Genomic DNA, 22761 nt, shown 5'->3' with positions numbered 1-22761 from the left:
CAAGGCTGAAGGTATGAATATGCAGCCTCCCAGCCGGTTCTCGGCAAGCGCAGCGCAGATGCCCGTGGCTTTCGACCGGCATGAGATGTCTCAAATCCTATCCGTTTACGGTCGGATGGTCGCCGCCGGGGAATGGCGCGACTACGGTATTTCCAACCTGCGCGACATGGCGGTGTTCTCGATCTTCCGGCGCACCGCGGAACACCCGATCTACCGAGTCGAAAAGCATCCGCGCCTGCGGTCGAGACAGGGAATGTATTCCGTCATAGGTATGGATGGCCGCATCCTGAAGCGCGGCCATGATCTGCGAGCAGTCCTGCGGGTACTGGAGCGCAAGCTGATCCGGGCCGTAAACCCGGATTAGAGCCTTTTGTGGGCTGTCACAGGCCCGTCACCTTGATCCATTATGCGGTGGATCGCCTGATCCATTGGCTCGAATACCACCGCCATATGGCTGGCGTTCGCATGCAGCAGCATGTTGTCGCCCGAAACCCAGGCCACATGCCCTTTCCAGAACAACAGATCACCTCGTTGCGCAGGGGTCCCTTCGATCACGGTATTGCCCAAAGCGCGCTCCTGATCGCCGCTGTCGCCGGGGCAAGGCAGGCCACAAGCCAAAAGCCCTGCCTGCACCAACCCGGAACAATCGATGCCGAACCGGCTGTTGCCACCCCACAAATAGGGTGTGCCCAGAAACAGCTGGGCCACTTCGACCGGGTCGTCAGGCTTTGCGGTCATCGGCGCCGTGTGTACCTTTGGGATATATCCCAGTTCGGTTTCAACAAACCGGTCCGTCTCGGTCCTGGCTTGGATTTTGCTTCCGAAACTCAGCGACACCAGATCGCGGCTTTTGAAATTCGCTTCCTGGTAGGCGTGCGTTGCAGGCGCCGTGATCCAATGCGTCGCAGGCGCATCCGCCGTCAGCTGATCTGTTCGCAACCAGCCGGTATACCCGTCTTTGTCTGCGATGACTCTGTTCCACCCGCTCTTTGTTTCGTCGATCCGAACCGTATCACCGAGCAACAATTGCCGGTCACGTGGCCCGTCTGGGCTGCACAGCAAATCGACAACGGGTGCGGATATGCGGTGGCGTGTCACAGTCCCAATATCTCCGGCAAGGCCGCCAAAACGGCACGTGGCCCCTGACCCAGACCGCCCTTGGTGCGACCGGGCTCTTTACTGGGCTGCCAGGAATAGATGTCGAAATGGATGTAGCGTTGTGCGCCGACGAACCTGCGCAGAAACAGGGCGGCTGTGATCGACCCTGCAAACCCGCCCGACGGCGCGTTGTCCAGATCGGCGATGCCGGGTTCAATCATCGCTTCATAGGGCGTGTGGAACGGCATGCGCCAGACCGGATCAGCCGAAGCCTCTGCGGCATGCGACAGGGCAGACGCGCAGCGCTGATCATCGGTATAGAACGGTGCCAGATCGGGGCCCACAGCCACACGGGCGGCCCCGGTCAGCGTCGCCATCGAGATCACCAGATCGGGCTCACCTTCTTCAGCAAGCGCCAACGCATCAGCAAGCACCAGACGCCCTTCGGCATCCGTATTGTTGATCTCGACCGTCAGTCCCTTGCGAGAGGTCAGGATGTCACCAGGGCGGAAGGCATTTCCGGCAAGCGCGTTTTCGACCGCCGGTATCAAGACCCTCAATTGCAGGGAAAAACCCAACTGCATGATCATCCGCGCCAACCCCAATACATTGGCCGCGCCACCCATGTCCTTCTTCATCAGACCCATGGATGCGCCTGGTTTCAGGTTCAATCCACCCGTATCGAAACACACCCCCTTGCCGACCAGAGTCAGCTTGGGGCCGCTGCTGCCCCAATTCAGCTCGATCAGCCGGGGGGCCTGTTCGGCGGCGCGCCCTACGGTGTGGATCATAGGAAAATTCTGTTCCAGCAAGGCCGCGCCGCTGATCACGCTGCACGCGGCACCGAATTCGCTGGCTAGAGCCTCGGCCGCCTGCTGCAACTGCTCAGGACCCATATCCGAGGCTGGCGTATTCACCAGATCGCGGGTCAGAACTTCGGCATTGGCCATCGTTTCGATACGGTTGGCGTCGACACCTTCGGGCGCAACCAGCGCCGCAGTTCCAGCGGATTGAGACGCGTAGCGGTCGAAGGCGTAGCCTGTCATCAACCAGCCCAAACACTCCATCTCCAGACGATCAGCGGGAATGCCGGACGCGATATGATAGGTTCCTTCGGTCAATGCCATGGCTGCGGCGGCCAATGGGAACCTTTTTCGCGCGCGCTTGTCTTCTGTTCCATACCCGGCCAGCACAAAATCAACCGCGCCAAGCGCGCCTGGCACCAGCAGGGTCTGCCCCATCGCACCTGTAAACCCGTTTGCGGCAACCCAGGCCCGGACGGTATCCGGCTGGTCCTGCAACCAACTGTCCAAATCCGGCTGCGCAATCACATGAAGCGGTATGGACGGGTCAGAGGATGGGGCGAAGGACAGGGTCATGGGCGTCTCGGCTGATGGTTTCTGCGCACAGACTAGCCGCGCATGATCTGCCCGCAACCCCTGTCAGACGGAAAGGTCCTGCTGGTCCCAGACGGCGGTCAGCGATCGTTCGCCCACGCGGATCAAACGCCCAAGCGTCGCGCCCGCCGCAACGGCGTCACCGGCATCGACGGTGTGGGCCACGTCACCCGCCACCTGGGCCAGGGCCGTCATCCCGATCTGTTCGGATATAGCGACCAGTGACCTGGCGCATTTGCGCAGGTCCGCCCATTCGCGCCGACGCCAGTAGCGTTCGCAGTTTGACAGGCGCATGGCAAGCTCTTCGACCGTGCGACACAGAACATCCAGCGCATTCTTGTCGCCAAGTTGCCGGTACAGCCCGCTTAATTGATCCGAGTCCAGACGGACGGATTCCTTGTGTTCAAGCGTGATAATCTTTTCCACCACATTCACCCTAGTTCAAACGCCCCCACGGCGCGGTGTTGATCCTGGCAGAAAATTCCTTTGCAAAACCTTGCAGGGAAACTGGATAATGGCTCGAATTTTCTTTGAATTCGGTTTAGATCATCCGTCAGCGACAAGAACGGGGACATTGAAATGGAATTTGCCAAACCTCTGCCGAGCTACCTTGTAAAACGGTATCACGGATGGAAGGCCACAACATATTCGGAAAACCAGGTTTGGTATCGCCGTCTCGCCGATGAAGGGCAACGCCCCCGCGCCATGGTCATATCCTGCTGCGACAGCCGGGTTCACGTCACGTCCATGTTCGGCGCTGACCAGGGCGATTTCTTTATTCACCGCAATATCGCCAACCTGGTGCCGCCCTATGCTCCGGACGGGGACCACCACGGCACCAGCGCCGCCATCGAATATGCCGTAACGGCGCTCAAGGTCGCTCATTTGATCGTGCTGGGGCATTCGCAATGCGGCGGCGTTCAGGGCTGCATCGACATGTGCAAGGGGCAGGCGCCGCAGCTGGATGCCAAGGACAGCTTTGTTGGCCGCTGGATGGATATTCTGAAGCCGAAATTCGAACTGGTCGCGGATATCGAGGACGGTGTCGAACAGGCCCGGCAGTTCGAACGTCAATCGGTTGTCGCTTCGCTGGAAAACCTGATGACCTTCCCCTTCGTCTCGTCAGCCGTTGATCAAGGCGCGCTGAGCTTGCACGGCTTGTGGACGGATATCGGCGCAGGCGGGCTTGAAAGCTATGATCCTTACCAAAAAAAGTTCGTCCCTGTCTGAAAGCGACAGAGCTGGAAATCCGAAACAACAATGGCGGCTCTGATTCAGGGCCGTTTTTGGTATACTCCACCCATTACACCTGAAGATCGGAGCCTGCCATGAAAGTCATCAAGCGCCTCTGCGCAGGATTGGTCGTTTGTATTCTGGTTCTGGTCGCGGTTTCCTATCTGTTGCCGGGAAAGGCGGAAGTTTCGCGTAGCATCGCGATCGACGCGCCGCCAAGCGCCATCTTTCCTTACGTGAATTCGATGCAGGAAACCGAAAAGTGGTCTCCGTGGCTGCACCGGGACCCCGAAACCAAATTGACTTATTCCGGCCCTGCCGCCGGGGTCGGGAACACTCTGAACTGGGCGTCGGATCACCCGCAGGTCGGCACGGGATCCCAGGAAATCGTCGAAAGTGTGGAAAACCAACGGGTCAAAACGGCGCTGGATTTTGGCCCGATGGGTACTGCTACGGCGTCCTTCATCCTTGAGCCTGACGGGGCGGGAACCAGAGTGACCTGGGGGTTTGACTCGGATCTGGGTCTCAACCCCATGTCCCGCTGGATGGGGTTGATGATGGATACATGGGTGGGCGAGGATTATGACCGTGGTCTGACCAATCTGAAAGCACTGGTTGAACACCAAAGCTAGGCCGCTTGTTTGTATGGAAGCATGCGGCGGCGTGCTTGACCGAAGTCCTAGCCCAGTCGAAACCGGGCAAGCTTTCCCAGGTGATCGGATCCCATGAAGGGGCGCAGCTCAACCGTTCCGGTTGTGCCTTTGGGGAACAACAGGTTGTCTATCGGCAATGGGATTTTCCAACTGCCGAGGTTGTGGGTGTTCAGGACGGTTCCAAAGCTTTGGTTATTTGCGGCTGCTCCGATCCGTCTGACGCTTTCGCCCCAGGGCACCATATTGAAATCCCCGGCAATCAGAACCGGTCCTTCAAGTTGGCTGATGCGGTCGGCAATCACCTGGCTTTGCCTGGACTGGTCGTAAGGAAATGGCCAGTTCAGATGAACTGAAACAACCCAGACCAAGTCACCGCCGGGCGCTTTGACCTGTAACCCCACAAGCCCATAACCTTGCAGACAGAACTCGGAATTCTCGACAATCGGCAAGGTCGTCAGGATGGCGACGTTTTGTTCAGTACGGAATTCACAGATCGCCTGTTCGGGGTAATGCTCGAACAGATTGCTCATGTACTTGCGGTTGTGGCTGGAGACTTCCTGCAAGGTCACGATCTGCGCGCCTGATTCAAGGATATCATCGGCCAGCGAATACCGGGGCCAGGCTTTGCTCATGAGGTTCTTCTGGTACAGCGTCAGGCAGGAGTCGTCGCAATCGTCCGAGGGCGCGGCAACGCTGGCCGCGATGGATCCGATGGCCACCCCGGAAAAGACCAAGGTGGCCAATGCAAGATATCTGGCGCGCAAAAAAAGCAGAATTACCGCGCAGAGGAGAAGCAAAACACCAGCCTGAGGCCGGAGCAGAGCGATTGAATCTCCTACGGCAAAAACCTGCCCCGTAAAGCCAATGACGACCAGTATCATCAGAATGCATGTGCATCCGATGGTCAGGGTTCTGGCAATACTGCGTCTGGTCGAAATGTGCATGCCCTGCCTCTTTTACCCTGCACGAGACACTATTATTCGGACTTCCGGCATCCGCCACGAACAAGGTTCAGTTTTAGGTGGCAAGCGGCTCTGGTTTTGTCAACAGGTTGGCGATTTTCACCGCGCGCAAGACTGTACCCTAACCGAGGTTCATAGCGCAGCCATGATGGATGCAGGTGATGGACCGGAAGGTGCCGGTTTGGTGGGAGAGGTGATCCGAGCCGGTTCTGCTGAGCGCATTGACGGGCCACCTCGGGCGCGGACTCACCTGTGACGTTGACTGCTGATCACGGTGGTAACGGTTCGTGTTGCGCGACTTTGTGCAAGTGCGATGGCGCTCAAAACCAAGGCACAGGCCACTGCTTGCGCACCTGTGATTGTTTCACCGAAAGCAAAAACGCCCACGGCAAACATTGTCGGCAGTTCAATGCTGCCGAAAACGGCCGTGCGCGATGCCCCGATGACAGGGGAACAGACGGTGTAAATCAGCTGGGGAACCAGTGCCGTCATAAGACCGATCCCGACGATCAGAAACCAGTCACTGCCGCCTGATGGCAGGACTTCGTCAATTTCCGAAGAGATAATCAAAGGGGTTAGCCCGACGACCGATCCCAACGAAACCGACGCTATCCTGGCCAAAGGAGCAATTCGCGAAAGACGGTGTACAAGCACGCATATGCCGAAGCCAAATCCGAAAGGTGCAGCCAAAGAGACAAGCAACGTTGGAATTTGGTCAATCGGTACGGATGCCGGAGACCCTGCAATGCCTGCCGCAAGAACAATCAAACCGGCCGCAACAAGGCTGCGCCGCGTCGGCGGATCGGCGAATATCGCCCAAGCGATGATGATCGTAAACACCGGGTAGGTCATGTAAAGAACACCCACCGTTGATGCTGGCACTGTTTCAAGTGCGGTAACATATCCGACCCACCCAAGCCCCATGACTGCCCCCGCAGCCATACCCCAGACTAATTCCCGCCGGTTTGAACGATGCTTAAAAAGGGTGGGCAACAATAGGATCGCCGTCAAAATGTACCGATAAAACGCAACTGCGTAGGGCGCGAGTCCCTGGTCAGTGAGACCTCGGCTGAAATAGGGTACAAAGCCAAAACAGATGGATGCAAAGAACACTCCCGCCCCGGCAAGGGCGTAGGGTATTGGATCGTGCTTGGTTGATGTTGGCCGGCCCATCTTTGACACCTACCATGCAGTATTTCCGTTGGCATCAGCAACCTGACCGAACCGTCACGTCGTCTGTAAACCGGCTATTGGAAAACGCAAAAAAACCCGCTGAACAATCAGCGGGTTTCCTGGTTTTCAAGCTTTGACGAAAATCGGGATGTCAGCCCTTTTTCAGAACCTCGCGGCCCAGAAGTTCCGCGATCTGCACCGCGTTCAGGGCGGCGCCCTTGCGCAGGTTGTCGCTGACGCACCACAGGTTCAGACCGTTCTCAATGGTCGAATCCTGGCGGATACGGCTGATGAACGTGGCGAAATCGCCCGCGCATTCGACGGGCGAGACGTAGCCACCCGCTTCGCGCTTGTCGATCACCATGATGCCAGGTGCTTCGCGCAGGATGTCGCGGGCTTCGTCTTCGTCCAGGAATTCCTCGAACTCGATGTTCACAGCCTCGGAATGGCCGACGAAAACCGGCACGCGGACACAGGTCGCGGTGACCTTGATCGACGGGTCGACGATCTTCTTGGTCTCGACAACCATCTTCCATTCTTCCTTGGTCGAGCCGTCATCCATGAAGACGTCGATCTGAGGGATGACGTTGAAGGCGATCTGCTTCTGGAATTTCTTCGGCGGCACGTCTGTGGTGGGGTTATAAACCGCCTTGGTCTGATCCCAAAGCTCATCCATGCCCTCTTTGCCGGCGCCCGAGACCGATTGATAGGTCGACACCACGACGCGCTTGATCTTGGCGCGATCATGCAGCGGCTTGAGTGCCACCACCATCTGCGCGGTCGAACAGTTCGGGTTGGCGATGATGTTCTTGTTCTTGTAGTCGTGGATCGCCTGCGGGTTACATTCTGGCACGATCAGAGGGATCTCGGGGTCATAGCGATACAGCGACGAGTTGTCGATCACCACACAGCCAGCCGCAGCCGCCTTGGGGGCATAGGTCTTGGTTGCGTCCGAGCCGATGGCGAACAGGGCCATGTCCCAGCCGGTGAAATCGAAGGTGTCGATGTCTTGGGTGGTCAGTGTCTTGTCGCCAAAGCTTACTTCCGTACCCAGCGAACGACGGCTTGCCAGCACGGCAAGTTCATCGACGGGGAACTGGCGTTCTGCCAGAATGTTCAGCATTTCGCGGCCCACGTTACCCGTGGCGCCGGCGACAACGACGCGATAGCCCATTTCATGTCTCCAAAGTTAAGGACGCGCGTTCATAGCCGCGTTGCAGCAAAGAAAAAAGGGCTATCACGGGTGATTTGGCCGAATTGACGTCGATTTTAACCCGAATGCGCGTTTTCACCCGTGTTCAGCAAAGACCGATAGACCTGCACGATGGCCTCGGCCTCACCTTCGATTCGAAAATGCTGCTCGACACGCTGTCTTGCGACCTGACCGGATTGCACCAGCTTGTCCGGATCGCTCAACATCTGTTCCAGTGCTTCGGCCAGCGCCCCGGCGTTGTCCTTTTCGATCAAGCGGCCGGTTTTCCCGTCCTCGATCTGGGCGCTGAAGGCTCCGACCCCGTGGCAGGCGATTGCAGGCACGCCGGAGGCCATCGCCTCAAGCGGTGTAAGGCCGAACCCTTCGTGGCGGGCCGGGGCCACGAACAGGTCCAGAGCGCGGTAGGTTTCAACGATTTCCTCCCAAGGACGCTCGCCCAGGAAGTGCACCCGTTCCGACAGCCCGGCAGCTTTGAGCTTGGCCTCCTGTTCCTGTTGGAACGCTTCAAATTCTTTGGTGGCGCGCCCGGTGAACACGATGCTGGCGTCGGGATGGTTCGGCAGAACCTCGATCGCCGCATCCACCAGAAGATCGACACCTTTCTGAGGTCGAATACGCCCGAAACACCCAATCAAGGTCCCTTCTGGCAGCCCCAGCTTCTGCCGCAGGGCGGTTTTGTCCTCGGCCGGGTGAAACAGTTCGGTGTTCACACCGTGCATGATGACGGTTGCGGGATGTTCCAGAAACGACGCCGCTTGCGGCGTTGTGGCGATCAGCGCATCCATTTTCGAAATCAGCCATTTAGTGAAACCCGAATGATTTCGTTGCGCAGCCGAGGTGAACAGAAGTTTCAGATTGCGTCGCAGCACATGTTTCAGAAACAAACCCATCAGCATTTCGGTGTTGCGCCGCGCATGCCACACCCGGAGCGTTCTGTTCGAAAGGAACGGAATTTTGATCAACCGGATATGAGGCAGATCACCCGGCAGGCCGGGTCCCGTGGCGACGATCCTGATCATATGCTTCTGGATCGGCAACAGGCGGATGACGGTTGTGGTGACGCCGGAGAGGCTGTGTTTCAGGTTCGGCGCTATAACCTCGATATCCTGCACGGCTTGCTCCGCAATTGCTTCAATCCACATTATCCCGGCTGAATAGATATATCACGCAACCGAAGGCAAGGGTTACGGCAAAAAACGCGAAAATCGCGGTGTAGGGCGCGGTCGTGCCGGCCTGGGCCGTGGCGGCATGAATGCGCCCGGTGACAAATTGGGCGATGCCGACCCCTCCGATTCCGAAAAGATTCAATAGGGTTACGCCTCGGCCCACCAGATGGGGGGGAACGAAGGCCCGACCATGGGCCATGATGACCGGAAAGCTGGCCCCGGTGAATCCAATGATGGCCAACAGCAGAACGGACAGCCATGTGGCATGGTCGATCCAAACGCAAAGCAGGGTCAGTGCCACGACACCCAGCGCGTTGCCCGTGAAGATAACCCATTTCCGAGTGCCGAAGACGCGATCCAGCGGTCCGTAGACAAAGGTGCCGACGATCATCGCAGACCCCATGACCAGAGTCGCGGTGCCGATCTGGGTGGTGCTGAGCCCGAAGACATCGTTCAGATACGGCCCGGCCCATAGCCCGCGCAGCGCGGCAGAAGGCGCATAGGCCACCAGCATCAAAGGCATGATCAGCCACAGTGCAGGCTCTTTCAGCAGGTCCAGAAGTGAACCCTTGTGTTCCGTATCAACCTTCGCTGGATCGCGCAGGCTCAGCCAAATACCCAAAGCAATCGCAGCAGATATCACGGCCAGCCCAACCATGGTGGCGCGCCATCCCATCCATTCGACCGCAAGCGCAGTCGGATAAGAGGCGACGAGATTGCCCACCGAGCCAACACCCAGCATGACGGCGGCCAGCGTCGCGAATTTCGCAGGCGGGTATTCGCGGGCAAAGATGAAATAGGAAGCCATCAGAACCGGAGAGCACCCAACCCCGATCAGGCCCATGGCAACACTGACATGCAACGGTGAGGTCGCGACCGCAAAAATTGCGGATCCTCCTGCACCGCCAACCAGAAGAAGCGCGGCTGCGGTCAGCCTGGGCCCAACCTTGTCCAGCGCCCAGCCGACCGGGATTTGCATTGCAGCGAACACCAGAAACCAAAGGCCGGATGCAAAAGCCAGATCTTCGGGTGTAGCACCGATATCGCGTTCAAGATCCAGGCTGAGCACAGCCAGAAATGCACGGAAAAACTGGCTGAGCACATAGCCCAGGCACAAAACCACCAAACCCGCCTGCATATCCCGCCTCTTTTCCGCTCATTCGAAGGGAATGCTTGGCACGCAATGACGCAACGCACAAGCATGTGTACTATGTTTCAGTAGCAGGACTTGGGCCGCATTCCGGCTATCATTGTCAGAAGTCTGATTTCGAGGGGGAAAATGAAAGACCTCCATTCTGCATTTTATGAAAACCTGCCCCTGTTGCGGGATTTCACCCGCCTGGCAGACCCGGCGCAGTTTTCGCCGGTGCCCGACGACTGGTTTCTGGGGGTCGCCGACATTGTCGATTCAACCGGCGAGATCGCACGGGGACGATACAAAACCGTCAACACCGTTGGGGCTGCCGTAATCTCGGCGATGATAAACGCGATGGACGGCAAGTTGTTTCCCTATGTCTTTGGCGGCGACGGGGCGGCGTTTGCGGTCCCCCCCAGCGAAGTTGAAGCAGCGCGGGATACTCTTTCAGCTTTGCGGCGCTGGGCGGAAGAGGAGTTTTCCATGCCGTTGCGTGCGGCGCTGGTATCGGTGGCGGAAATCCGAAAAGCGGGCAGGGACTTGCGTGTCGCCCGTTTTGCTCCGTCCTCTGGCGTGGATTATGCCATGTTTTCTGGCGGAGGATTGGCCTGGGCCGAGGCAGAGATGAAGGCGGGTCGTCATATGATCGCGCCTGCCGAACCGGGTGCGCAGCCGAACCTGACAGGCCTGTCATGCAGATGGTCCAACAGCCCGGCGCGGCATGGTCAGATCGTGTCACTGGTTGTTGAACCCACCGCGTCAGCAACTGAACGCGATTTTGCAGACCTTGTGCAATCGGTTCTGTCCGCGTCAGAAGAGCTGGAGCGCGCAGGTCATCCGGTGCCGGAAAATGGCCCACCCATGACGTGGCCGCCCCACGGCCTCGACATTGACGCGCATGTTTCGCGCAACGGGAGAAATTTGTTTTTGCACAAGCTCGTTCTTCTGATTCAGAACCTGCTGATTGCGATACTCTTCAAGACCGGTAAAAAGCTGGGACAGTTCGAACCCGAACATTACAGGAATATGGTCAGCAGCAATGCCGATTTCCGCAAGTTCGATGACGGCCTGAAGATGACGTTGGATTGTGACCCGGCCACTTTGCGACAGATCGAACACTTGCTGAAAGAAGCACGCGGGCGCGGCAAAATCCGATACGGTCTGCACGTGCAGGACGAGGCGATGATGACCTGTTTCGTCCCGTCGGCCACACGGGACGATCATGTGCATTTCGTTGACGGTGCCTCGGGCGGATACGCCCAGGCCGCAGCGGCCATGGTCCGTTGAGCGGTTAGTTGGCTTTCCATCGTGCGGCGAGATCACGTGCCGTTTGCGTCAGCAGCATCACATCAATGCCAACCGCCAGGAACTGTGCGCCCATATCCAGATATGCCTGACGGGCCTCGTCATTTGTGGCCAGAATGCCCGGCGCTTTGCCTGCGGCCTTGATCCGGGCCAGTGCATCCCGGATAACCGCTCGCACCTCGGGTGCCGCGCTGTTGCCCTGATGGCCCATATCGGTCGACAGATCAGCAGGGCCTATGAATACGCCATCCACGCCTTCAACATCCAGAATGTCGTCCAGAGCAGCAATTCCGGCGCGGGTTTCCACCTGCAACAACAGGCAAATCTCCTGATCTGCTGTCTGAATATAATCTCCGACCGATCCGTACATCGTCGCCCGCGATGCCATCGCGCCCACGCCGCGGACACCGGCAGGGGGATAACGGCAGGCCCGAACCAGCTCTTGCGCCTGCTCGGCGCTTTCCACGATCGGAACCAGAATGGTCTGAGCACCCGCATCCAGAACCATCTTGATCAGCCAGGTCTCACCCACGGGAACCCGCACAACCGCATGAGAGTCGCTTGCCGCAAGCGCCAGAAGCTGGTCCCGGATCGACCGGATATCGTTTGCGGCATGCTCTCCATCGATTACCAGCCAATCAAAACCGGCGGTTCCCATCATCTCGGCCGCTATAGGCTCCGCAAAGCTCATCCAGCACCCGATCTGCATTTCTCCCCTTTTCAGAGCCTGTTTGAACGCGTTCTGCTGCGCAGCCATACTGTTTCCTTTGTTGCAAAACCTTCAGCGCCACGTGGTCGCGAAAGCGGCCGTTTCCACATCTTCTTCCGTGGCGCGAAATTGTCCAGTTTTAATGCAATTTGGCGTCATCGGATCGACGGCGGCAAAGGCGCGTCACGCAAGGGCGGCGGCGTCCCGGCGGTTCTTGTGCTTCAAACCGAAGACTGAGGGTTCCCTTGCGTAAATCACGGATTTCGGCGATAATTTTGGCATGACCGACGACCTCCCACTGACGTCGCGATCTTTGCCCATTGCGCTTTTGCGGGCGCGGGAAAAGGTTATGGGACCGATCCGAGCAATGCTGGCCGACGCCGGTGTCACCGAACAGCAGTGGCGCGTGTTGCGCGTGTTGAACGAAGAAGGCCCGCAGGAACCGACGCATATTGCCGAACGCGCCTGTCTGTTACTGCCAAGCCTGACACGGATATTGCAGAAACTGGAGCATCGCGGCCTGATCTCCCGACGATGCCACCCGGCTGACCGGCGTCGCCAGATTGTCGAGATCGGCGAGCGTGGCGTTCAGATTATTCACGCCAATCAGCCCGCCAGTATGGCGCAGGCGGAACGCATTCGTTCCCGCCTGGGGCCGGAAAAACACGAATTGCTGTTGGATCTTCTGAACGAGTTGAACGACCTGGATACCTGATACCGGCCGCAGAACATGGGTGTCATCTGCAAGGCCCCGCCGGAGATTTTAGGGGCGATCTCCGACGGGGTGGCCAGACTTGGATTTGGGTTAGGCCTGGCCTGAGGCCGGTTGCGTCACGCCTTGCCTGACGGTCCGGCCTGCGCATCGGAGTATATGGCGAGCCGGAAATGTGGCTCTGATTAGGGCCTTTTGGCCTTTGGGGGAAAGGCCGTGCACCTTTGCTCTCCGAAACAGTCTTGGGCAATTGCCGAAGGAAAACCTGGCCCGCAAGGCATGACTTGGCGTCATTCTGGCCGAATGTTCCCGCATGTGCGGTGATTTGCTGCCATCGCACACCTCAAGATAGATGCGCCCCGCAATTCCTATTTAAGACCTAGCCCGACTTGCGCCAGAGCCAAGTTAATTTCCGATCTGTCCAAGTTCCGGTGCATCAATAAAGACGGATGTGAAACAGCATTGGAACGGCACTGGGCGTTCAGGTCAGAATTGAGCAGGTTCGCGCTGAAACAACTCTTGGATATTGGCGAAATCCAGCGTGCAATCCCGGCTTGCTGGCAGCTCTGGCGGGCGTAAGATGGCAGCGATGAAAAATTCAGGAACCACGATGTCAAACAGCCTGTTTTCCCTTCCCGATCCTATAACCATTCCTGTCGTTGGCGAGACGGCCGGGTACCCTGTCGGGCGCATTTTCTGCGTCGGGCGAAACTATGCCGCGCATGCAGCAGAGATGGGCAATGAGGTGGATCGCGATGCGCCCTTCTATTTCACCAAATCCGCGCCAAACGCGATCCTGTCCGGCGCGACGGTTCCGTACCCGACGGGGACGAAGAATTACCATCACGAGATGGAGCTGGCGCTGGCAATCGGAAAACCGGTAATTCGTGCCTCGAGTGCGCAGGCTTGGGATGCGGTTTATGCCTATGGCTGTGCACTCGACATGACACGCCGCGATCTGCAACTCCGCGAGCGGGACAAACAGCGGCCTTGGGATCTGGGTAAGGACGTCGAAAACGGAGCAGTCTTCGCGCCGCTGACCCCTGCCGCGGACTGGTCGCCGGACGATGGCAAACATATCCGGCTGAGCGTGAACGGCGAACTACGTCAGGACGCTACCCTGGAAGAGCTCATCTGGAAGATCGATGAAATCGTCAGCCATCTGTCCGGTTTCTACCATCTGCGCCCGGGAGATCTGATCCTGACAGGTACACCGGCCGGCGTAGGCCCGGTTGTGGCCGGCGACATCATAACAGGAGAGATTGATGGGCTGGAGCCGATCAAACTGACCCTGACGGACGCGGAATAGGCCCTATTTAGGGTCTTTCAGCCAGCCCCTTGCAAATTCCACTTGGGTAACGCCTGCCAGCCGGCGCACCCGGTCCAGCTCGGCGTTCAGGCGTCGGCTGCGGGCGTCAGACCAGCGCACCCCGCGTTCGGGCCAGAGCGCTTTGACATGCAGCAGGTCGCGATCGCGATGCGCCTTCATGTCGATCCGGCCGATCAATCGATCGCCTTCAAGCAAGGGGAAGACGTAATACCCATATGTGCGCCTGGCTTCGGGAACGAAAACTTCGATGCGATAGTGAAAGCCAAACAGCCGCTCGGCCCGGTTTCTGTCCCGAAGCATGGGATCAAACGGGCTGAGCACGCGAATCCGACCGGGCGGTTGCGGCAAGTCGGTTGCCCGATCCATCAAATCAGGGCGGGCAAAGGTTTTGCGCAGGCGTCCATCGGCGCAAGTGGCTTCGATCTCTTCGATATTTCCTTGAGCCAACGCCGTGGCACACCAGCCTTTGGCTTCGTCGGCGGTAACCGTGCCCCAGAACGCGGCCAGCTCTCCGGACGTGGCAAACCCCAACCGGTCCAGCGCTGCGTTGCACAGCCAATCCACGGTCGCCGTCGCATCACAGGCCATGTTCCCGGGGCACAGGTGGGTTTCGATCACACGTTCGGTCAGATCATACCGTTTCTGAAACCCGTCGCGGCCCACAACGGTCAGGGCCCCGGAACGCCACAGAAACTCCAATGCGGTTTTTGACGGGTGCCAGTCCCACCAACCGCCCGAGCCTTTCTTTTCATCCTTGCCAACGTCTGACGAACACACGGGCCCGTGGTCGCGGATGTGTTGCAAGACAGTCTCGAACTGTTGCTCGAACCCATCCCGCCGCCAGTTCTTCCAGCGGGCCTTCAACAGATCCGCATCACGCTGAAAGCGCAGATGCCAGTGCCGATAGAACGACATCGGGATCACGGCCGCATCATGTGTCCAGTGTTCGAACAGCGCTTTTTCCCTTTCATAGAGCCTTTTCAGGTTGGCGCTGCGATACGCAGGTCGTCGGGAAAACAGGATCATGTCATGAGCGCGGGCAACCGTGTTGATGCTGTCGAGCTGCACGAACCCCAACCGCTGGACAAGGTCCAGAAGCCCGGCGCCCTTGGCCGCGCCCGCGGGCTGTTCGGCCAAAGCATGGCGATCCAGAAAAATGGCGCGGGCCGTCCGGTTGTCGAGCCGCTTCAGGGGCGCATTCATCGTCGTTTCAGAGTATCGCCATAGCTGATCTTGGGGGTCAGCGTGACCCGTGTCTCGATTTCGGACTCCGGGTCCTTCAGGCGTTCAGCGATGATCTGTGCGGCCTGACGTCCTATGTCCAGACGACAGGCATCCATCGTCGCCAATTTGCGCGGAAGACCCTGCAAAAGTTCCACGTTGTTGAACCCGGCCAGACCGATCTGCCCCGGAATATCCACGCCTTGCTCCAGCAGGTACAACAGACCACCGGCGCCGATCATGTCGTTGGAATAATAAAGAAAATCCAGATCGGGCGACCGATCAAGCATGGCCTGTGTCATCTCGCGCCCCTTGGCCAGGGCAGAACCGCCGGAATAGAACTCGCGATCTTCGATCTCGATCCCGTGTTTGCCCAGCACTTCGGTAAACCCTTCAAAGCGTTTTCGAGCGCGGTGATCCAATGGCATCTTGGTGCCCATGAAGCCGATATGTTGATACCCGGCCTTCAGAATCGCCTGCGCCATCTCGCGCCCGGCGCGGCGATGCGAGATGCCCACCATCGCGTCGACAGGTTTGCCGTCGGTATCCATGATCTCGACCACCGGAATGCCCGCCGAATCCAGCATGGCGCGGGCCGCGTCGGTGTGTTCCAGCCCGGCAATGATTACGCCCGAGGGTCGCCACGAGAGCATCTCGTACAGCACTTTTTCCTCTTTCTCGGGCAGATAATCCGTCACGCCAACCACGGGTTGCAGTTCGGTATCTTCCAGCACCTGATTGATGCCGGTCATCACCTCGGGAAATACCATGTTCGAAAGCGAGGGGATGATTACCGCGACCAGGTTGACCCGGCTGGATGCCAGCGCGCCCGCGATCTTGTTGGGGACATATCCCAGCTCTTTTGCGGCGGCCAGAACGCGGGTGCGGGTGGCGTCGGACACATCCCCCCGGTTACGCAGAACCCGGCTCACCGTCATCTCTGAGACACCGGAAGCCTCGGACACATCACGAAGGGTAAGCGGGCGTTTGGTTTCACTGTTCACGGGAGGCACCTGCGTAGTTGTTTTGTCCGATGCTAGCGCGAACAGGTCGGTGTGTACAACAATTGTGCAAAGGCGATGACAACACGGAAATTCCCGGTTACAGAAGGCGGGGCGCGGCCCCGTGGCTCAACTGGATAGAGCAGCCCCCTCCTAAGGGGCAGGTTGCAGGTTCGAATCCTGCCGGGGTCGCCAGTTTTTGTAAGTCTTTATTTTAGTGATCATTTGGCGTGCGTGGTGTCACGGGGGGTGGTGGACTTACACGACGAATTTTAAACACGAAAAGCAGGCCATGAGTAATGATAGGAACCTTGAGCAACCAAGCGGACCCGGTACGGCTTGGCGGGTTAGGATGTCTACGCCCAAATTTTAAAGGGCACCACTGATCCAGAGATGGGCAAACTTTTTGGTCGAAACATCACCAGAAGCCTTGGAGGTGTCTAGCACAAAGCAACGGCACGTAAGTTGCGCGAGGTGGAACTTAGCAAGGTTCGAGAGTTGGAATTACAAGCGCTAGGCTCAGGGCTCATAAGCAGTATATGACGATAGCCGCGAGTGCGATTGTTTACAGGAAAGCCTTCGGGCAGCGGGCGTATTGTGTTGCAACTCACCGCCAATCTTTCAACCTGCCGAACATGATCTCAAAACGGGTGCGACGTTTGTAGCGTCGCTTGTCGTATCGGACGGGCTTCTTTCGCTGTCCTCGACCATGGGTGCTGGCCTTTATCCCTTTGTCTTGTAACGCTTCTCTGAACCAATCGGCATCATATCCACGATCTCCAGGCAGCCAATCCACGTCCGGCAGACCGTTTAGCTGGGCCTTTGCACCGGTATAATCACTGACCTGACCGGCGGTCACAAAGAAGTTCAACGGGCGTCCCTGGCTGTCACAAATGGCATGTAGCTTCGTGTTCATGCCGCCTTTGGTGCGTCCCCTCTCGGCAGCATCCTGTAGATGCGCCTGCCAGGCAGTGTATCAGTCGTCCTCGCCCCCTTTTTTGACCCCGAGGCTGGATGCCATGCGGTGCGCCTTCAGATAGGTCGCATCAATCACCACGGTCTTTTCTTCGCCGTGATCGGCGGACAGGCCCATCATCATTTCCGCGAAGATGCCCTTATCACTCCACCGCTTCCAACAGTTGTACAAGGTCTTGTGTGGCTCGTATTCCTTGGGTGCATCACGCCATCTTAACCCGTTTCGATTAATGAATATAATCCCACTCAAAACACGCTTGTCATCGACGCGAGGTTTCCCGTGGGACCGCGGGAAGAAAGGCTCAAGACGCGCCATCTGCGTGTCCGTTAGTCAGAAGTGATCAGACATGTTAATCGCTCGTTTTCGAACAGTGAATCACGCCGCATAACTTAATCCAATGGGTCATGAGGCTGGTAAAACTAGTGTTCCGTTTCCAGCAAGCATCCTAATCTGGCTAGTATCCTGACTTTTTTCTACTTTCCGACAAGAATTGCGTGTTCCCGTTCGATGACCTTTTCCCAATCGCCTTGCGCCTTCAGACCAGTCGAAGAGTCTCCCATTAGCGACGTGACCATGAGTCTTCCACGCGCTTTCGCTTCCTCATTCGAGAAACCGGCCTGTTCAAACATCCAGGCGGCAAATTGGAAGCGTTTGCCGATGGTTCTTTGATACGATTCTTTCACCTTCTCATCGGTATTCGCCCAGACTGAGACAGCGTGATCAGGCAATGCGGCGTCCTCTTCAATGACCTTTTTCATAAGAAGAAGAATTCGGTCTTCCGGGGGGCCGCCAAATGTCTTTGCCTGTGCGATCACTTTGTCAGTCAGTTCCTGCTCCCAATATCTGAGAACCTCATCCAAAAGCTCACGGACGTTTTTGAAATGCCAATAAAAGCTACCGCTTGTCAGGTTCAGTCGCTTTGCCATTGGTACGACTTTTATCGCGGAAACGCCGCCCTCGTTCAGGACTTTGTAAGCCAGCAATATCCAGTCTTCTTTGGTCGCGGCGTTTTTGGGTGAGGCTCGGGTGATAGTTTCTGACATTCAGATTACAGCATTCTTTGTTTGACATAGAGCAGTCTATGGACTTACCGTAGAGAAGTCTATGGTTGACTGGTAGTTCACGACATCGTGCTCTCCTAAGCAACATGCAGAAAAGGGGGGGATCAATGAATAGCATTATGAATTCCACGACTGGCGCACTATTGGCATTGGGTTTGTCGTTGGCTGGCACCGCTTCAGCGCAAAACGCGCTGCCGACTGGTCGAACTGCTTCTGCAATTGAAAATGGTGTTTATCCCGCGTCATACTTTCCCAACACTGAAATCCTTGGCGCGGATGAGATGCGTATCACTGCATTGGGGACGGGGATGCCCAACCAAACCAAAGCTGCCGTTTCGATTTCATTTTATGTTGAACTAGGAAATGGAGACGTTTTCCTGTTTGACGTGGGCACGGGTGCAACTGGAAACTTGTTTTCATTGAGACCGGATTTTGCGAAGGTCGATAAGGTCTTTTTCAGTCATTTGCATGTAGACCACGTTGGAGACTTCATGGGTCTTCATGTTGGGGGTTGGCTTTCGGGCAGATATACTCCGCTCCGCGTCTTCGGCCCGTCCGGATCAGAGGATGAACTGGGCACCAAAGCCTATGTAGAAGGAATGTCAAAAGCCTATGCTTGGGATCTGGCCACACGTACGGGGGCGCTGCCGGATGATGGTGCCAAGCTTGAAGTTACCGAATTCGATTACATGCAGGAAAATGAGATCGTTTATCAGGAGAACGGCGTAACTATCCGGTCTTGGCCTGCCATCCACAGCTTAGATGGCTCGGTGAGTTATTCTCTGGAATGGAATGGGCTGAAATACGTCTTTGGCGGAGATACTTACCCAAACAAATGGTATGTAGAATATGCCAAAGGGGCGGATATCGCTTCTCACGAGGCTTTTCTGCCACCTGATGCTTTGGCCCCATATTTTGGCTGGGACATGAAACAGGCAACCTATGTAGCCACGCGCGTTCATACCGAACCTGCGGCGTTTGGCAAAGTGATGTCTGCGGTCGAACCGCGTATGGCGCTGGGGTATCATTCTGTTCTTTCACCCGAGAATTATCAGGCGATTTTGGAAGGCGTCCGTTCGACTTACGATGGACCGCTCACACTCGCGCGAGATCTTCAGGTGATCAACGTGACCAAGGACCAGATCGTTGTTCGGGAAGCGAGTGTTGATGACTATGCACTGCCACCAGCTGTGAGCGACGAGTATATCAATGCCCAACGTTCAAAAGAAAAAGAGCCGTCCGACAAAGTCAAAGCGGGAAAATGGGATGGTTACACGCCACCGCCAATGCCGGAAAATTAAAGTTCAGGGGTGAACAAAATTCCAATTTGGCAGTATCTGTGCCGACTATTTCTGATGCTGAGCCTGATGGCCTCAGGTGCACGCGCCGTTTCGGCGGATGTCGTTCTGACTAACGGATCAGAAGTCGCCCCCAACATCGCTGTCCTTCATATCAAAGACGATGGGGTCTACGTCGACCTTGAGATCTATATCGAAGATATTCCGTTGTTTACTGATATGTTGCCAATCGGTTGGTCATCGGATTTCGTCGAGAGTAAGCCGGAGGCTGAAAAAGAGACCAATCAAGGTTTTGCCCAAGCCGAAAGCCGGGCGTTATCGATTGTTGGAAGGGACAATCAGCCCCTAAACGCTGAAATCAGAAATTTAGAATACCGAACACGCATCGACCGGGCCTCGCCACTTGCAGGTCAGCGGAATCCATTCTCGGGTCAAATTGTTCCCAGCCCGCCAAAAGATCCGCGTGTTCTGTTCGTCAAAGTGTTCTTTGCGTTTCAAAACACAGTTCCCAACGAGCTGACTATAATGCCTCCATCGCGGGATGGTGAACCACTGGCGACTATCGGGATGCAGGTTTTTGACCGTGAGGTTCCGGTCACCGATTTCAGCTTCTTGTCAAAGCCGGCAGAGTTAAAGATTCACTGGCCTGATCCGTGGGATAGCCGTTTTTCTGCTGAAAGCCTAAATCGACAAGCGCAGGACGGGACATCCACCTTTCTCTACATCGAACCTCGTGAAGTTCGGCATGAGACGCTGATCCGCTTGCGTGAACTGGCGCCTTGGATTGGTGAAACTACCGAAGTCGGTCAAACACTTTCGCCACAGCGTAGCGCCATGATCGTAAACCAAGCGGCGTCCTTCCTGGCTTCTCGTAACCCGGTGACAATTGATGGCGAATTAGTGCAACCGTCGAACGCTACAGCAAAGCTCTTGGAACTGTCATCGCAGGGTTATCAGGTTGTCGAGCCTGGAAAGGAAGTGTCCGTGAACAATGCGTTTATCGGAGCTATCCTGTCCTTCTCATCGGCAGAACTTCCCGATCAGGTAACGGTCACATGGGATATGTTTGACGAGGAGATTTCCCGCGTCGCAACGATTTCAAACGATATCGCCGGGCCGTTCTTTGGAGCTGTGACACTTGCTGACCCGCAGTTTCACTGGCAGAACCACCTGCTCCAATACCAAAGAGCATCTGTTACTCAGATTCCATTTGAGCACCAGAAACGGCAGAACCCGGCTTTGGCGTTGATCGCCGGGATTATCAGCGCCGTCTCAATTGGTTTTCTTCTGCTAACCAGGGACAAAGTCGCAAAGCGTGCCAGTTGCGTGACTGTGATTGCCGCTGCTTCGGCAACGTTTGTATTTTCGGGGGGGTATTTGCCAGAATTACTCTGGAATAAGCCCGAGCCCCCTGAGCAGCAGGTTGCGGAAGACATACTGCGCTCGATGGTCAAAAACTTGAACACGGTGACCCTGGAAACTTCGCCGGCAGCAAGAAAGGCAGAGCTGGCCCACATTGTAACGGCGGCATCTCTGGGCGACATCGCAACAGAGGTAGAACGTGGTCTCGTGATCCGAACGCCAGGAGGCAGTCTTGCTACAGTTACTGATATTAGAGACCTGAGATTGGAGCGCGTTGACCCGACCCTTAAACCGGGTGGATTTAGCACTCTGGCTAAATGGACTGTGAAAGCCCAAGGTGGTCATTGGGGGCACGCCCATATACGCGCGGTTACGTTCCGAGTGCTGGCCGAGGTCGTACCTGAGTCAGGGCAATGGAAGCTGGATGGATTAACTGTAATCGAGGCTCGCGATCCAAATGCATAAGTATTTAAGATCAAAGGTTTTTGCTTTCGGCGCTCTGTTTGTGGGTGTGTTTTTGTCACTGACGCTGTCAGCCTCGGCGCATTTTTTGCTTAACCTCAACGTTCGAATTTCGCATGTCGAGCATTCCGAAGACGGTCTGCGTGTCTACATGCGCACGCCCATGCCTTATCTGGTTGCAGACAAGGTCGGTGATCAGAATGGTGATGCCTTGCCGGAAGCTGCACCATTCACGACCAATGCCATGAGCGACGGTCAGGTGGTCCACTTCGTCGACTTGCCGGCTGTCATGAGCGATCCCAATGGGCTGGGGCAATTCGCGGAAGGTGGGTTGCATCTGTTGGTCGACAATCAGCGCTTGAGAGGAACAGTTAAGTCCGTTCGCTTGCATCGCGTTGGAAATGAGCCCGGATTTGCAACTTTGGCCGAAGCTCAACAGGCCGTGGACACCGAAACGGCCTTAATGCCACCGCTTTTTGTTGGTGATACGATTGTCGATCTCGTCCTGTATTATGACACTGACGGCCCGATCCAATCGTACAGCATTTCTAACGTGCTAGACCCCGGCTTGCCGGATCAGGACCAAACGGCCAACCTCATTCTCGACTACGCGTCTGACACGCCTCAGATATTCCGATCTCGGGGCCTGATGACTGAACCATTGGTGGTTCAGAAGAAGGGGTATGGAGGATTCCTCAGTTTCGTCTGGGAAGGCATACGACATATCCTCGAAGGGTTGGATCATGTTTTGTTTGTTGTGTGTTTGGTCATCGGAGCGCAGACACTCAGGGCACTATTGCTGCGTGCAACCGGTTTTACCGTTGGGCATAGCGTGACGCTGTCTCTGGGGTTCTTCGGGCTTGTGCCATCGGGCGCGTGGTTTGTTCCTGCCGTCGAAACCGGGATCGCGCTTTCCATCATATTTGCAGCCGTCGCAGCGTTTATGAGTTTCAAGGACAACGCGCGTTCTGAGGTCACGATGGTGCTTCTGACGACACTGATTGGCCTCCTGCATGGTCTTGGATTCAGTTTTGTGTTGCACAAGATATTGCAGGTTACATCCCCAAACATCTGGCAAAGCCTGCTTGCTTTCAACCTTGGCGTCGAGCTTGGCCAAGTTGCCATTATTCTTGCAATCTGGCCTGCCTTGATAATGTGTCGGCGCGTGAACTCCAGTTTGTGGATGTCCCTGCGAGTGGGTTTAGCCGGTGGGTGTGCGGCTATCGCCTGCTTTTGGACCTTTCAGCGAGTTGCCGAGGTTTATTCCACGTTGGCTTAGGGTCATTGCGAAGGC

21 protein-coding genes, 1 tRNA gene and 1 pseudogene are annotated in these 22761 nt (G+C 56.6%); 10 read left to right on the top strand and 13 right to left on the bottom strand.

Annotation, left to right across the window (positions count from 1 at the left end):
- The first annotated feature begins 13 nt into the window (after positions 1-13).
- Positions 14-364 carry a DUF2794 domain-containing protein gene (locus tag GS620_RS14485; RefSeq protein ID WP_117871396.1) on the top strand — a complete coding sequence of 117 codons (351 nt, stop codon included), beginning with the start codon at positions 14-16 and terminating at the stop codon, positions 362-364.
- Here GS620_RS14485 and GS620_RS14480 read toward each other — a convergent pair.
- From GS620_RS14480 to GS620_RS14470, 3 genes are all read right to left on the bottom strand, one after another.
- The gene (locus GS620_RS14480; protein WP_171616564.1) at positions 361-1098 is read right to left on the bottom strand and encodes an NlpC/P60 family protein; all 738 of its coding nucleotides are present in this window, start codon (positions 1096-1098) and stop codon (positions 361-363) included. The two genes, GS620_RS14485 and GS620_RS14480, sit on opposite strands and share 4 nt — an antisense overlap.
- Positions 1095-2477, bottom strand: a complete 1383-nt coding sequence (locus tag GS620_RS14475) for a M17 family metallopeptidase (RefSeq protein ID WP_171616562.1) — start codon at positions 2475-2477, stop codon at positions 1095-1097. The genes GS620_RS14480 and GS620_RS14475 overlap by 4 nt, the downstream gene beginning before the upstream one ends.
- Before the next feature lie 63 nt (positions 2478-2540).
- The gene (locus GS620_RS14470) at positions 2541-2930 is read right to left on the bottom strand and encodes a hypothetical protein (RefSeq protein WP_171616560.1); all 390 of its coding nucleotides are present in this window, start codon (positions 2928-2930) and stop codon (positions 2541-2543) included.
- 144 nt (positions 2931-3074) lie between these two features.
- Between GS620_RS14470 and GS620_RS14465 the strand changes: the two genes are divergently transcribed.
- Positions 3075-3725, top strand: coding sequence for a carbonic anhydrase (locus GS620_RS14465; RefSeq protein WP_152459543.1), 651 nt, complete (start codon positions 3075-3077; stop codon positions 3723-3725).
- Positions 3726-3823: 98 nt separating this feature from the next.
- Positions 3824-4360 (top strand): SRPBCC family protein, encoded by a 537-nt coding sequence (locus GS620_RS14460; RefSeq protein WP_171616558.1) that lies wholly within the window; start codon positions 3824-3826, stop codon positions 4358-4360.
- Between the two features lie 47 nt (positions 4361-4407).
- Here GS620_RS14460 and GS620_RS14455 read toward each other — a convergent pair whose 3' ends face one another.
- The 5 genes from GS620_RS14455 to GS620_RS14435 form a co-directional block, all read right to left on the bottom strand.
- Positions 4408-5325 carry an endonuclease/exonuclease/phosphatase family protein gene (locus GS620_RS14455; protein WP_171616556.1) on the bottom strand — a complete coding sequence of 306 codons (918 nt, stop codon included), beginning with the start codon at positions 5323-5325 and terminating at the stop codon, positions 4408-4410.
- Between the two features lie 264 nt (positions 5326-5589).
- On the bottom strand, positions 5590-6516 hold the full coding sequence (locus GS620_RS14450) for a DMT family transporter (protein WP_171206462.1): 927 nt from the start codon (positions 6514-6516) through the stop codon (positions 5590-5592).
- A gap of 151 nt (positions 6517-6667) precedes the next feature.
- Positions 6668-7690, bottom strand: a complete 1023-nt coding sequence (locus tag GS620_RS14445) for an aspartate-semialdehyde dehydrogenase (RefSeq protein WP_171616554.1) — start codon at positions 7688-7690, stop codon at positions 6668-6670.
- 95 nt (positions 7691-7785) lie between these two features.
- Positions 7786-8841 carry a glycosyltransferase family 4 protein gene (locus GS620_RS14440; protein ID WP_171233574.1) on the bottom strand — a complete coding sequence of 352 codons (1056 nt, stop codon included), beginning with the start codon at positions 8839-8841 and terminating at the stop codon, positions 7786-7788.
- A 19-nt stretch (positions 8842-8860) separates the two neighbouring features.
- On the bottom strand, positions 8861-10033 hold the full coding sequence (locus GS620_RS14435; protein ID WP_171616552.1) for an MFS transporter: 1173 nt from the start codon (positions 10031-10033) through the stop codon (positions 8861-8863).
- Positions 10034-10174: 141 nt separating this feature from the next.
- Between GS620_RS14435 and GS620_RS14430 the strand changes: the two genes are divergently transcribed.
- Positions 10175-11317, top strand: a complete 1143-nt coding sequence (locus GS620_RS14430) for a DUF3095 domain-containing protein (RefSeq protein WP_171616550.1) — start codon at positions 10175-10177, stop codon at positions 11315-11317.
- Positions 11318-11321: 4 nt separating this feature from the next.
- Here the strand turns inward: GS620_RS14430 and GS620_RS14425 are convergent, their stop codons facing one another.
- A complete protein-coding gene (locus tag GS620_RS14425) occupies positions 11322-12092 on the bottom strand; it encodes an HpcH/HpaI aldolase/citrate lyase family protein (protein ID WP_171364129.1) in 771 nt (256 codons plus the stop codon).
- A 232-nt stretch (positions 12093-12324) separates the two neighbouring features.
- On the opposite strand from GS620_RS14425, the gene hpaR reads away from it, so the two are divergent.
- Both hpaR and GS620_RS14415 read left to right on the top strand, forming a co-directional pair.
- Positions 12325-12759 carry a homoprotocatechuate degradation operon regulator HpaR gene (gene hpaR / locus GS620_RS14420; RefSeq protein WP_170345758.1) on the top strand — a complete coding sequence of 145 codons (435 nt, stop codon included), beginning with the start codon at positions 12325-12327 and terminating at the stop codon, positions 12757-12759.
- A 607-nt stretch (positions 12760-13366) separates the two neighbouring features.
- A complete protein-coding gene (locus GS620_RS14415) occupies positions 13367-14065 on the top strand; it encodes a fumarylacetoacetate hydrolase family protein (RefSeq protein WP_171616548.1) in 699 nt (232 codons plus the stop codon).
- Positions 14066-14068: 3 nt separating this feature from the next.
- On the opposite strand, the gene GS620_RS14410 is transcribed toward GS620_RS14415, so the two are convergent.
- Both GS620_RS14410 and GS620_RS14405 read right to left on the bottom strand, forming a co-directional pair.
- Positions 14069-15289 (bottom strand): winged helix-turn-helix domain-containing protein, encoded by a 1221-nt coding sequence (locus GS620_RS14410; RefSeq protein ID WP_171616546.1) that lies wholly within the window; start codon positions 15287-15289, stop codon positions 14069-14071.
- A complete protein-coding gene (locus GS620_RS14405; RefSeq protein WP_171116833.1) occupies positions 15286-16311 on the bottom strand; it encodes a LacI family DNA-binding transcriptional regulator in 1026 nt (341 codons plus the stop codon). The genes GS620_RS14410 and GS620_RS14405 overlap by 4 nt, the downstream gene beginning before the upstream one ends.
- A gap of 115 nt (positions 16312-16426) precedes the next feature.
- Here GS620_RS14405 and GS620_RS14400 point away from each other — a divergent pair.
- Positions 16427-16503: transfer RNA gene (locus GS620_RS14400), tRNA-Arg, on the top strand.
- Between the two features lie 370 nt (positions 16504-16873).
- Here GS620_RS14400 and GS620_RS14395 read toward each other — a convergent pair.
- Positions 16874-17632 (bottom strand): annotated as a pseudogene (locus GS620_RS14395) (IS5 family transposase).
- A 125-nt stretch (positions 17633-17757) separates the two neighbouring features.
- Positions 17758-18327 (bottom strand): TetR/AcrR family transcriptional regulator, encoded by a 570-nt coding sequence (locus GS620_RS14390; protein ID WP_171206455.1) that lies wholly within the window; start codon positions 18325-18327, stop codon positions 17758-17760.
- A 125-nt stretch (positions 18328-18452) separates the two neighbouring features.
- On the opposite strand from GS620_RS14390, the gene gntH reads away from it, so the two are divergent.
- From gntH to GS620_RS14375, 3 genes are read left to right on the top strand one after another with little or no spacing between them, the layout of a single operon-like run.
- Positions 18453-19646, top strand: coding sequence for a guanitoxin biosynthesis MBL fold metallo-hydrolase GntH (gene gntH / locus GS620_RS14385; protein ID WP_171616544.1), 1194 nt, complete (start codon positions 18453-18455; stop codon positions 19644-19646).
- 9 nt (positions 19647-19655) lie between these two features.
- Entirely contained in the window at positions 19656-21470 is a 1815-nt protein-coding gene (locus GS620_RS14380; protein ID WP_171616542.1) for a hypothetical protein, read from the top strand.
- A 52-nt stretch (positions 21471-21522) separates the two neighbouring features.
- Positions 21523-22746 carry a HupE/UreJ family protein gene (locus tag GS620_RS14375; protein WP_216597919.1) on the top strand — a complete coding sequence of 408 codons (1224 nt, stop codon included), beginning with the start codon at positions 21523-21525 and terminating at the stop codon, positions 22744-22746.
- The last annotated feature ends 15 nt before the right edge of the window (positions 22747-22761 follow it).

The sequence above is a fragment of the Ruegeria sp. HKCCD6428 genome (assembly GCF_013110595.1).
Classification (GTDB): Bacteria; Pseudomonadota; Alphaproteobacteria; order Rhodobacterales; family Rhodobacteraceae; genus Ruegeria.
This window is presented reverse-complemented; position numbering and strand designations above follow the sequence as displayed.

What these genes read in the sequence shown, in the direction of transcription:
- GS620_RS14485 (WP_117871396.1), top strand. Translation starts at nt 14, where the DNA reads ATGAATATGCAGCCTCCCAGCCGGTTCTCGGCAAGCGCAGCGCAGATG.
- GS620_RS14475 (WP_171616562.1), bottom strand. Translation starts at nt 2,477, where the DNA reads ATGACCCTGTCCTTCGCCCCATCCTCTGACCCGTCCATACCGCTTCAT.
- GS620_RS14465 (WP_152459543.1), top strand. Translation starts at nt 3,075, where the DNA reads ATGGAATTTGCCAAACCTCTGCCGAGCTACCTTGTAAAACGGTATCAC.
- GS620_RS14460 (WP_171616558.1), top strand. Translation starts at nt 3,824, where the DNA reads ATGAAAGTCATCAAGCGCCTCTGCGCAGGATTGGTCGTTTGTATTCTG.
- GS620_RS14455 (WP_171616556.1), bottom strand. Translation starts at nt 5,325, where the DNA reads ATGCACATTTCGACCAGACGCAGTATTGCCAGAACCCTGACCATCGGA.
- GS620_RS14450 (WP_171206462.1), bottom strand. Translation starts at nt 6,516, where the DNA reads ATGGGCCGGCCAACATCAACCAAGCACGATCCAATACCCTACGCCCTT.
- GS620_RS14445 (WP_171616554.1), bottom strand. Translation starts at nt 7,690, where the DNA reads ATGGGCTATCGCGTCGTTGTCGCCGGCGCCACGGGTAACGTGGGCCGC.
- GS620_RS14435 (WP_171616552.1), bottom strand. Translation starts at nt 10,033, where the DNA reads ATGCAGGCGGGTTTGGTGGTTTTGTGCCTGGGCTATGTGCTCAGCCAG.
- GS620_RS14430 (WP_171616550.1), top strand. Translation starts at nt 10,175, where the DNA reads ATGAAAGACCTCCATTCTGCATTTTATGAAAACCTGCCCCTGTTGCGG.
- GS620_RS14425 (WP_171364129.1), bottom strand. Translation starts at nt 12,092, where the DNA reads ATGGCTGCGCAGCAGAACGCGTTCAAACAGGCTCTGAAAAGGGGAGAA.
- hpaR (WP_170345758.1), top strand. Translation starts at nt 12,325, where the DNA reads ATGACCGACGACCTCCCACTGACGTCGCGATCTTTGCCCATTGCGCTT.
- GS620_RS14415 (WP_171616548.1), top strand. Translation starts at nt 13,367, where the DNA reads ATGTCAAACAGCCTGTTTTCCCTTCCCGATCCTATAACCATTCCTGTC.
- GS620_RS14410 (WP_171616546.1), bottom strand. Translation starts at nt 15,289, where the DNA reads ATGAATGCGCCCCTGAAGCGGCTCGACAACCGGACGGCCCGCGCCATT.
- GS620_RS14390 (WP_171206455.1), bottom strand. Translation starts at nt 18,327, where the DNA reads ATGTCAGAAACTATCACCCGAGCCTCACCCAAAAACGCCGCGACCAAA.
- gntH (WP_171616544.1), top strand. Translation starts at nt 18,453, where the DNA reads ATGAATAGCATTATGAATTCCACGACTGGCGCACTATTGGCATTGGGT.